General features: G+C 68.7%; 7 protein-coding genes. 5 read left to right on the top strand and 2 right to left on the bottom strand.

Going from position 1 to position 8,836, the window contains the following annotated elements; translation table 11 throughout:
• Nucleotides 1–2,222 (bottom strand): M43 family zinc metalloprotease (locus J2W14_RS19730; RefSeq protein ID WP_307465687.1); only part of this gene is annotated, 2,222 nt, incomplete at its 3' end.
• Here J2W14_RS19730 and J2W14_RS19725 point away from each other — a divergent pair.
• Nucleotides 2,188–2,529: a hypothetical protein gene (locus J2W14_RS19725; RefSeq protein WP_307465684.1), complete on the top strand. Its 342-nt coding sequence runs from the start codon at nt 2,188–2,190 to the stop codon at nt 2,527–2,529. The genes J2W14_RS19730 and J2W14_RS19725 overlap by 35 nt on opposite strands.
• Before the next feature lie 188 nt (nt 2,530–2,717).
• Here J2W14_RS19725 and J2W14_RS19720 read toward each other — a convergent pair whose 3' ends face one another.
• Nucleotides 2,718–3,896 carry an ROK family protein gene (locus J2W14_RS19720; RefSeq protein ID WP_307465683.1) on the bottom strand — a complete coding sequence of 393 codons (1,179 nt, stop codon included), beginning with the start codon at nt 3,894–3,896 and terminating at the stop codon, nt 2,718–2,720.
• 107 nt (nt 3,897–4,003) lie between these two features.
• Between J2W14_RS19720 and J2W14_RS19715 the strand changes: the two genes are divergently transcribed.
• The 4 genes from J2W14_RS19715 (at nt 4,004) to J2W14_RS19700 (ending at nt 8,728) form a co-directional block, all read left to right on the top strand.
• On the top strand, nt 4,004–5,710 hold the full coding sequence (locus J2W14_RS19715) for a glycoside hydrolase family 13 protein (protein ID WP_307465681.1): 1,707 nt from the start codon (nt 4,004–4,006) through the stop codon (nt 5,708–5,710).
• 77 nt (nt 5,711–5,787) lie between these two features.
• On the top strand, nt 5,788–6,720 hold the full coding sequence (locus tag J2W14_RS19710) for an aldo/keto reductase (protein ID WP_307465693.1): 933 nt from the start codon (nt 5,788–5,790) through the stop codon (nt 6,718–6,720).
• A gap of 169 nt (nt 6,721–6,889) precedes the next feature.
• On the top strand, nt 6,890–7,753 hold the full coding sequence (locus J2W14_RS19705) for an HpcH/HpaI aldolase/citrate lyase family protein (RefSeq protein WP_307465678.1): 864 nt from the start codon (nt 6,890–6,892) through the stop codon (nt 7,751–7,753).
• A gap of 24 nt (nt 7,754–7,777) precedes the next feature.
• Nucleotides 7,778–8,728, top strand: coding sequence for a DUF2797 domain-containing protein (locus tag J2W14_RS19700; RefSeq protein ID WP_307465676.1), 951 nt, complete (start codon nt 7,778–7,780; stop codon nt 8,726–8,728).
• The last annotated feature ends 108 nt before the right edge of the window (nt 8,729–8,836 follow it).

The raw sequence follows: 8,836 nt of genomic DNA, 5'->3' as shown, positions 1-8,836 counted from the left end.
ACGGTCCATCCGCGGGCGGTTATGGTGGCTCCCGACGCGGTCTTGGCGATTGAGGTGCTGTCCAAATGGCCTTCCGGTGACGGAACTGGCGTGGCTTGGATGGTTTGGCATCCGAGGAGTCGGTTGCCGTTGGATAGCGGCGAGATGGCGATGCCGTAGGAGCAGACGTTATACGTGCCAGGTTGGGTGATGGGTATGGCGGCGGTGTACCCGTGGTTGCCGGTGATGCCGAGGGCGGTGTTGACGTCGGCGCGTAGTTGGTTTGTGGTGAAGGCATAGCCCAGCGTTTTGCCATCGGGTGCTGTGACATAGATGTGGACGGGGTTGGACGTGCTGGGACTTCCCGGGTCAACGGTCCATCCGCGGGCGGTTATGGTGGCTCCCGACGCGGTCTTGGCGATTGAGGTGCTGTCCAAATGGCCTTCCGGTGACGGAACTGGCGTGGCCTGGATGGTTTGGCATCCGAGGAGTCGGTTGCCGTTGGATAGCGGCGAGATGGCGATGCCGTAGGAGCAGACCTTATAGGTGCCAGGTTGGGTGATGGGTATGGCGGCGGTGTACCCGTGGTTGCCAGTGATTCCGAGGGCGGTGTTGACGTCGGCGCGTAGTTGGTTTGTGGTGAAGGCATAGCCCAGCGTTTTACCATCGGGTGCTGTGACATAGATGTGGACGGGGTTGGACGTGCTGGGACTTCCCGGGTCAACGGTCCATCCGCGGGCGGTTATGGCGGCTCCCGACGCGGTCTTGCCGATTGAGGTGCTGTCCAAATGGCCTTCCGGTGACGGCGTACCGACAACGCTCAGCGACTTACAGCCGAGCTCAGCATTTGCATATCGCCCAATTGCGTAAACGCAAACCTTGTAATTGCCAGCAGATTCTGCCTTGTACGCCTGACGAAAGCCGTGGTTTGGACCAACCTGGAATGCGTCGTCCACATCTGGACGAGATTCGTTGGCAGGAACTGCATAGCCTGTTGTGGACCCGTCCGGCCTGGTGACGTAGACATGCACCTGCGACGCCACGGTCGGGTCCGACATGTCCACCGCCCACCCTGCAACTTGTAGCGAAGCCCCGATGTCCGAACGGCTCACGGTGAGGGAGTCATAGTTTCCCTTGGGGACCTGGAGTGCATCGATGGTGACCCCCGCAGCGGAAGTCGAGATCCAGTCAATGGTCACGCGCGTGCCGGCGTGCGTAGTGAAGGTCTGGCCGGCTTGCCATGCTTGGTTGTAGCTGTAATAGCCGCTGAATGTCGTGGTGCTGGGCTGCAGGGCGATGGAACCTGAGCCGTAAGCCTGCACAACTTTGACCCCGCGGTTGCCGCCGACGGCCGTTGCCGCGTCGTTGCCCACCGGAAGACGCAGCTCAAGGTAGTAGGTCTCCCCGCTGATGGGATCGGTGAACTTGACGGCGCGGTTTGTGTCGGCGCTGCCCCAGGCCTTCAACTGGTAGGAGTTCCTGCCGACCGCCTTTCCCAGGTTTCTGACCTCGGAGCCAGCGCCAAATCCGCCGAACTCATAGATGGGGGAGCTGACCACCGGCTGGCTGCTCTGGGAGACACCCATCAGGTCAAGGTTGTCCTTGTATTCCTCGATGCTGCACGTGCTGTTGGCGAACGTTCCGTCCGCGTTGCTGGCGGTGTCCACGGCTCCGTTTCCACAGCGGAGCCGGTTGGCATGCATCAGGCCCAGGACGTGCCCGAATTCGTGCGTCAGCACACTCTTGGTCAGGGTTGCCGGGAGCGGCATGAGGACCCGTCCGCTGGTTCCGTTGTAACTCCAGCCCGCGCCGTACGCCCCATCGGACAACGTGGGAGTGGACACGAACACCACGAGTGCCGTGAAGGAGCTGGGCACCCACCCGATTTCGGCGGCGATCGTGTTCATCATTGAGGAGTAGCTCTGGGTGGAGGTTGCCTTGCTCGACCTGTTTTCGACGGTGTCGACGCTCATGGACAGCCTGCCGTTCGACATGGCCTGCCAGTACTGGCTGCTGGTCTGGATCGCGGCCCGGGCGTCCGCCTCCGGGATGGTCGCCTTCTTGTCCGCCAGCTGGACCATAACGAGTTTCACCTTGATGTCGCCGCTCCGGGCGATGGAATAGGCCTCGGTCGTTGCCGTGTGCTGCTCGGCGCCCTTTGTCCCGTGCCCCTCCGTCCCGTGGCTGGAGGTGGGATTGGTGCCGCCGATGACCTCAGTGAACAGCGGTTCCGGACTCGTCAAAGTCTGCGACTCCACCGTTGCCGGGGCCGGGACCGTTGTCGGGGACGCCGTGGTCGCTGTCGGACCGGGCGCCGGCGTGGCTGCCGCTGTCGCGGTCGGCGCCGGAGCGACCGCCGCCGTCGACGTGGGAAGTGGCGTTGCCGTCGACGTCGGAGCGGCAGTGGCAGACGCCGTCGACGTGGGTGTCGGCGCCGGATCCGCGAGGGCGGGCGAGAGCGTCACAGCGGTGAGCGAGGCGAGAGTAACGACGAACGCTGTCAGCAGCGCTGTCGTCTTCCGTATTGAGTTCACGTTTTGTCTTTCATGAGACCGCCGCCCCACTGAACGCTCAGCAGGACGGCCGGGAGACCGGGAAGTGAGGTCAGTCTACGGATGGCGCGCCGTTTGAACAGGGAACCTGCAGGAATCCTTCGCCTTACGTAGCGAATCGTTGCCTAATCTTGAGCAAAGCCGGGGCACCCCGCCAACAGTGCCCCGACATGCAGCCGGGATGCCCTACCGCGCGAGTTCCAGCTCCGGGGCGTTCGCCTCGACGTAGTCCAGGGCATGCCGGACGGCGCCGACGGTGACAATCGCGTCGCCCAGGGGCGAGACCGTGACGCGCGGGGGAGTCGCCGTGTACCGGGGGAGCAGGGCCGTGATGCCCGGCAGGAGCGCGCCGGCGGAGTCGGCCACCGCCCCGCCGATCACTACCTGCTCCGGGTTCGCGAAGCTGGAAACGGTGGCGATGACCCGTGCCATCCGGTCCGAGATGCGCGCCAGGATGGCCAGCGCGGCGGGATCCCTGGCGGCGGCATCCTCGAACACACGGCGGGCGCTCGCCGCACCGCCCGCGGCGGGGCCGCCGCCGGCTGCGGACCACTGCCGGGCGAGGCTGGCGATGCCGTCGCTGGAGCCGACGCCCTCGACGAGGTCCAGGTACCCCATTTCGCCGGCCGCGCCGCCGCGGCCGTGCAACAGCCGCCCGGACTCCATCACCCCGGCACCCAGCCGTTCGCCGGCCAGCAGCACCACGAGATCGTCGACGCCGGCGCCGGAACCCCGCCAGCGTTCGCCCAAGGCGGCCAGGTTCGCGTCGTTCTCCAGCAGCACCGTCCAACCGTGCAGCTCCTTCAGTGCCGCGCGGAGCCCGACGTCGAACAGGCTCCAGAAATGCTGCGTGACCAGCACGTTGCCGGCACGGTCCACCGGGGCGGCGATGCCGGCACCGACGGCCAGGACCTTGTCCGGGCCGGTCCCGGCGGCGGACAGCGCCCGGCGGCAGGCACGGTCGACGACGTCGATGCGCTCCTCCGCGGGGATGTCGGTGGCCCGGAAGCTCTCGCTGGACCGTCCGAGGATGGTGCCGCGGAGGTCCGCGACCGCCGCGGTGGTGGTGCCGGCACCGATGTCGAGGCCCAGCACGTACCCGGCGCCGCTGTTGAGCTCGAAGCGCCGGGCCGGGCGCCCCTTGCGCGGACTTCCGGGCTGCTCCTCGTCGCGGGCCTCCAGTTCTCGGATCCAGCCGCGCCGGATCAGGTCCTCGCAGACGGCGATCACCGAGGCCCGCGTCAGTCCGGTCCGGGCCATCAGCTCGGTCCCGGTGGCCACCTCCGTGGTCCGGATGACGCCGAGCACGGAGCGGGCGTTGACCCGGCGCAGCAGCTGGGGCGTGGCGGCGGCTGCGTGCGGCATCAGAATCTTGACCTCCCCGTGACTGCGGACCCATAATTGATCCGGCAATATATTTAGCTTGTATCTAAATTATCAGAAGCACCGCTCCGAACCCGAAGGATCTCCCCTTGTCCAACACCGCCACGCTGGCAACCCTGTCCGGTTCCGATCTCGCCGCCGACCCCAACTGGTGGCGGCAGGCATCCGTGTACCAGATCTACCCGCGCAGCTTCTCCGACTCCAACGGCGACGGACTCGGTGACATCAAGGGCATCACGGCCAAGGTCCCCTACCTGAAGCAGCTCGGGATCGACGCCGTCTGGCTGAGCCCGTTCTACCCCTCGGCCCTCGCGGACGGCGGCTACGACGTCGATGACTACCGCGACGTGGACCCCAAGCTGGGAACGCTGGAGGACTTCGACGAGATGTCCGCCGCCCTGCACGCCGCGGGCATCAAGCTGATCGCCGACATCGTCCCCAACCACTCCTCGAACCGCCACGTCTGGTTCCAGGAAGCCCTCGCGTCCCCGCGCGGCTCCGACGCCCGCGAGCGCTACATCTTCCGCGACGGCAAGGGTGAGAACGGCGAGCTCCCGCCGTCGGACTGGGAGTCCGTCTTCGGCGGCCCGGCCTGGGAACGCATCACCGAGCCGGACGGCACCCCCGGCCAGTGGTACATGCACATCTTCGCCAAGGAACAGCCGGACCTGAACTGGTCCAACCGGGAAATCCGCGACGACTTCCTCAAGACCCTGCGCTTTTGGTCCGACCGCGGCGTGGACGGCTTCCGGGTCGACGTCGCGCACGCCCTGACCAAGGACCTCACCGAGCCGCTGCTGTCCAAGGTCGAGCTGAGCCCGGCAGGCTCCGGCGCTGACGGCCACGACGACGGCTCGCACCCGTTCTGGGACCGCGACGAGGTCCACGAGATCTACGTCGAGTGGCGCGAGGTTTTCAACGAATACAACCCGCCGCGCACCGCGGTCGCCGAGGCCTGGGTCCACGCCAGCCGCCGCGGCCGCTACGCGAGCCCGGAGGGCCTGGGCCAGGCGTTCAACTTCGACCTCCTGCAGGCCGACTTCGACGCCGAGGAGTTCCGCGAAATCATCACCCGGAACCTCGCCGAGGCCACCGAGTCCGGAGCCTCCTCCACCTGGGTTTTCTCCAACCACGACGTCGTCCGGCACGCCACGCGCTACGGGCTGCCCAAGGGCGGCGGCAAGCACGCCAAGGGCCAGGACGGGAAGGGCTGGCTGCTGGCCGGCGCCCCGGCCGAGGAGCTCGACGTCGAGCTCGGACTGCGACGTGCCCGCGCGGCCACGCAGCTGATGCTGGCGCTGCCGGGGTCCGCGTACCTGTACCAGGGCGAGGAGCTGGGCCTCCAGGAAGTCGCGGACATCCCCGACTCCGAGCGCCAGGACCCGACCTTCTTCCGCAACAAGGGCGTGGAGATCGGCCGGGACGGCTGCCGGGTGCCGCTGCCCTGGGCAGCCGAGGGCAGCTCCTTCGGCTTCGGCGACGGCGGGGCGCACCTGCCGCAGCCGGCGTGGTTCGGCCGCTACGCCGTCGCCGCCGAGGACGGCGTGGAGGGCTCCACCCTGGAGTTCTACCGCCAGGCGCTGAAGCTGCGCCGGGAACTGCAGACCTCGGAAGAGCTGCAGTGGCACACCACGGCCAGCCCCGCGGTGCTGCACTTCAGCCGCCCCGGCGGCTGGCAGACCGTGACGAACTTCGGTGACGAACCCGTTGAGCTGCCCGCCGGAACCGTGCTGCTCAGCAGCGGACCGCTGGTCGGGAACCTCCTGCCGGGCAGCACCACCGTCTGGCTGCGGTGAGCTCCCCGGCCGGACGGGAAGCCGGTCGTCCCGCCGGGCAGCCCCCCAAACAACCCGCCGGGCAGCCGGCCCAGGAGCTGATTTACGGTTGCATGGGCCTGGGCGGCAGCTGGTCGCCGGAGCCGCACTCGTCCGCGCACGTGGACGAGGCGGCTGCCGCCGTCGACGCCGCCCTGGCGGCCGGCATCACCCTGTTCGACCACGCCGACATCTACCGCGGCGGCAAGTCCGAGGCCGTGTTCGGCGAGGTGCTCGCCCAGACTCCGGGGCTGCGCGACCGGATCCGGTTGCAGACCAAGTGCGGCATCCGGCTCAACGAGCACGGCCTGGAGGGCTACTACGACCTGAGCCGGGACGCCATCCTGGCCCGGGTCAACGACAGCCTCGGCCGGCTCCGCACGGACTACGTGGACGTGCTGATGCTCCACCGCCCCGATCCGCTGATGGACCCCGCGGAGGTGGCCTCCGCCGTCGGGCAGCTGATGGCCGAGGGCAAGGTCCGGGCGCTGGGCGTGTCCAACATGTCCGGGGCGCAGATCGAGGTGCTGCAGGACCGGCTCGAGACGCCGGTGGTCGCCAACCAGCTGGAGATGAGCCTGTTCAAACGCGCCTGGCTGGAGAGTACGGTGCTGGTCAACCACGCAGAGGGGACGGACTACAGCTTCCCGCACGGCACCGTGGAGCACTGTGTCCGGCACGGGATCACCCTGCAGGCCTACGGCTCGCTGGCCCGGGGCCTCTACACCGGGGCGCCGGCCGCGGCGCCGTCGGCCGCGGAGGAAGCGACCGCCGGGCTCGTGGCGCAGCTGGCCGCGGAGAAGAGGACAACGGGGGAATCGGTCGTGCTGGGCTGGCTGATGAAGCACCCGGCCGGGATCGCCCCCGTGATCGGCACCGCCAGGCCGGACCGCATCCGTGCCTGCGCGGACGCGGCCGGGGTCGCCGCGGCCATGACTCGGGCCGAGTGGTACCGGCTCTGGGTGACGGCGCGCGGCAGCAACATCCCCTAGCCGCCCGTCATGCCCCACCCAAGTAACTAGCAGCAGGGGCCGTTCTGACAAGCCGAGAACGGCCCCTGCTGCTAGTCAGAAGCCCTGGGACGTGATTTTGGTCGTAATGGTCGCCCCGGAGGGCCGGATCGCTTAACCGCAAACGCCCCCGGGCGGATAGCGTAGATACATGACTTCCACCACCACTGCCGGGACCCTCCGGACCCAACGCAACATCCCCGCCGAAATCGCCCGTTCCTGGCTGCTGGTCAATGCCATGAAAACCGAGCTCTTCGACCAGTCGGCAGCCTCCCGCGCGGACGCCATCATCCTGGACATCGAGGACGCGGTGGACCCCTCGCAGAAGGATGCCGCCCGCGGACACGTCGTGGACTGGCTGACCGCCGGCGGCAGCGCCTGGGTCCGGATCAACGACGCCACGAGCCCCTTCTGGGCCGATGACCTTGCCGGGCTCCGCGGCACCCCGGGCCTGCTCGGCGTGATGCTGGCCAAGACCGAGTCCGCGGACCAGGTCACCGAGAGCTTCCACCGCATGGACGGCAAGACGCCCGTCATCCCGCTGGTCGAGTCCGCCGTCGGCATCGAGGAAGCGAACCACATCGCCAAGGCCCAGGGCGCGTTCCGGCTGGCCTTCGGCTCGGGCGACTTCCGCCGCGACACCGGCATGGCGGCCACCCCCGAGGCCATGGCCTACCCGCGCGCCAAGCTCGTCGTGGCCAGCCGCGTCGGGAACCTGCCGGGCCCCATCGACGGCCCCACCGTCGGCACCAACCACCCGATCCTGCGCGAGCAGACCGGGATCACCGTGATGATGGGCATGACCGGCAAGCTCTGCCTCGCGATCGACCAGACCCACGTCATCAACGAAGTCATCAGCCCGACGCCGTCCGACGTCGCCTGGGCCACCGACTTCATGGCCGACTTCGAGGCCAACGGCCGCGTCATCCGCGACGGCTCCGACCTGCCCCGCCTGGGCCGCGCCGAGAAGATCATGAAGCTCGCGGTAGCCTTTGGCGTGCAGCCGGCCCTGTAGCCTGCCCCGACCCAAGGAGACCCCGTGACCGATACCTGTTATCTGGTCCACGGGGTCTTTTGGGATGCCGGTCCGGCTGGTCCGGCGGGCTCGGGGCTGCCCGACGGCGGGCTCCCGGCGCTGCGCCTGCAGGACCCTGACGGCGGCTTCACCGAACTGCCGCTCGACGCCGGAACCCGGCTCGGCTTCCGGCTCGCCACCGCGGGGAAGCACTGCCTCGGGCACCACAAGGTCCACGGGCCCGCCGACCGCGATCACGTCCTGTGCCCGGACCGTGCGCCGGCCGTGAAGGGCAGCCAGTGCGAGCGGTGCTTCGTCGTGGACGACTCGCGGCTCATCCACGACTTTCACCGCGGCGGGCGTGTGCCGCCCGGGCTGCGGGCCTACCTGATGCAGCCGCACTGGCTCTACATCGCCACCTTCGCCAACGGCGCCAGCAAGGTGGGCACCGCAGCTAACCTGCGCAAATGGAAGAGACTCGCGGAACAGGGCGCCGTCGCCGCCCGCTACGTCGCCCGCGCCGACGACGGCCGGGTGGTCAGGAACCTCGAGGACCTGGTGACCCGCGACGCCGGCATCCCCCAGCAGATCCGCTCCGCCGCCAAAGCCGCAGCCCTGACCGGGCCGGCGCCCGCCGCCGAACTGGATGCCCGGAACAGCCGGCTGGCCGCGGCGGTCCGCGCGCTGCTGGCCGGTGCCGGGGGCGGCGGCTTCGCCGTCGTGGACGAGCACTGGCAGCGGCCGGGCCTGTCGGATGAGGTCTGCGCACCGGCTGCCCGGCACGCCTACCCGCATGAGCTCAGCACCGGAGCCCACGGGTTCCGGATCGACTCGCTGAGCGGCAGCGTCGCGCTGGCCCGGCTCGACGGCGCCGATCTCGACTTCGTCGTCAACCTGGGGCAGCTGAAGGCGCGCAGGATTGAGCTCGGGGACCACGGCTCCGGCGTCCCGGCGGTCCAGGAAGCACTGTTCTGACGGGCCTTCTGACGCGGAAGCCGCCCCGCGACGCGCAAGATACCGGACGCGCCCGTATTCCGGCGTCGCCAGGTATTTCGAGTGTCGCGAGGCATTGTGAGTGTCGCA

This window comes from Pseudarthrobacter oxydans (genome assembly GCF_030812335.1).
Taxonomy (GTDB): domain Bacteria; phylum Actinomycetota; class Actinomycetes; order Actinomycetales; family Micrococcaceae; genus Arthrobacter; species Arthrobacter oxydans_B.
Note: the sequence above shows the minus strand (reverse complement) of the source record. Positions and strands in the feature narration are given on the sequence as shown.

Bases quoted from the DNA above. Each gene is read 5' to 3' on its own strand.
- J2W14_RS19725 (WP_307465684.1), top strand. From the start codon at position 2,188: ATGACCTCAGTGAACAGCGGTTCCGGACTCGTCAAAGTCTGCGACTCC.
- J2W14_RS19720 (WP_307465683.1), bottom strand. From the start codon at position 3,896: ATGCCGCACGCAGCCGCCGCCACGCCCCAGCTGCTGCGCCGGGTCAAC.
- J2W14_RS19705 (WP_307465678.1), top strand. From the start codon at position 6,890: ATGACTTCCACCACCACTGCCGGGACCCTCCGGACCCAACGCAACATC.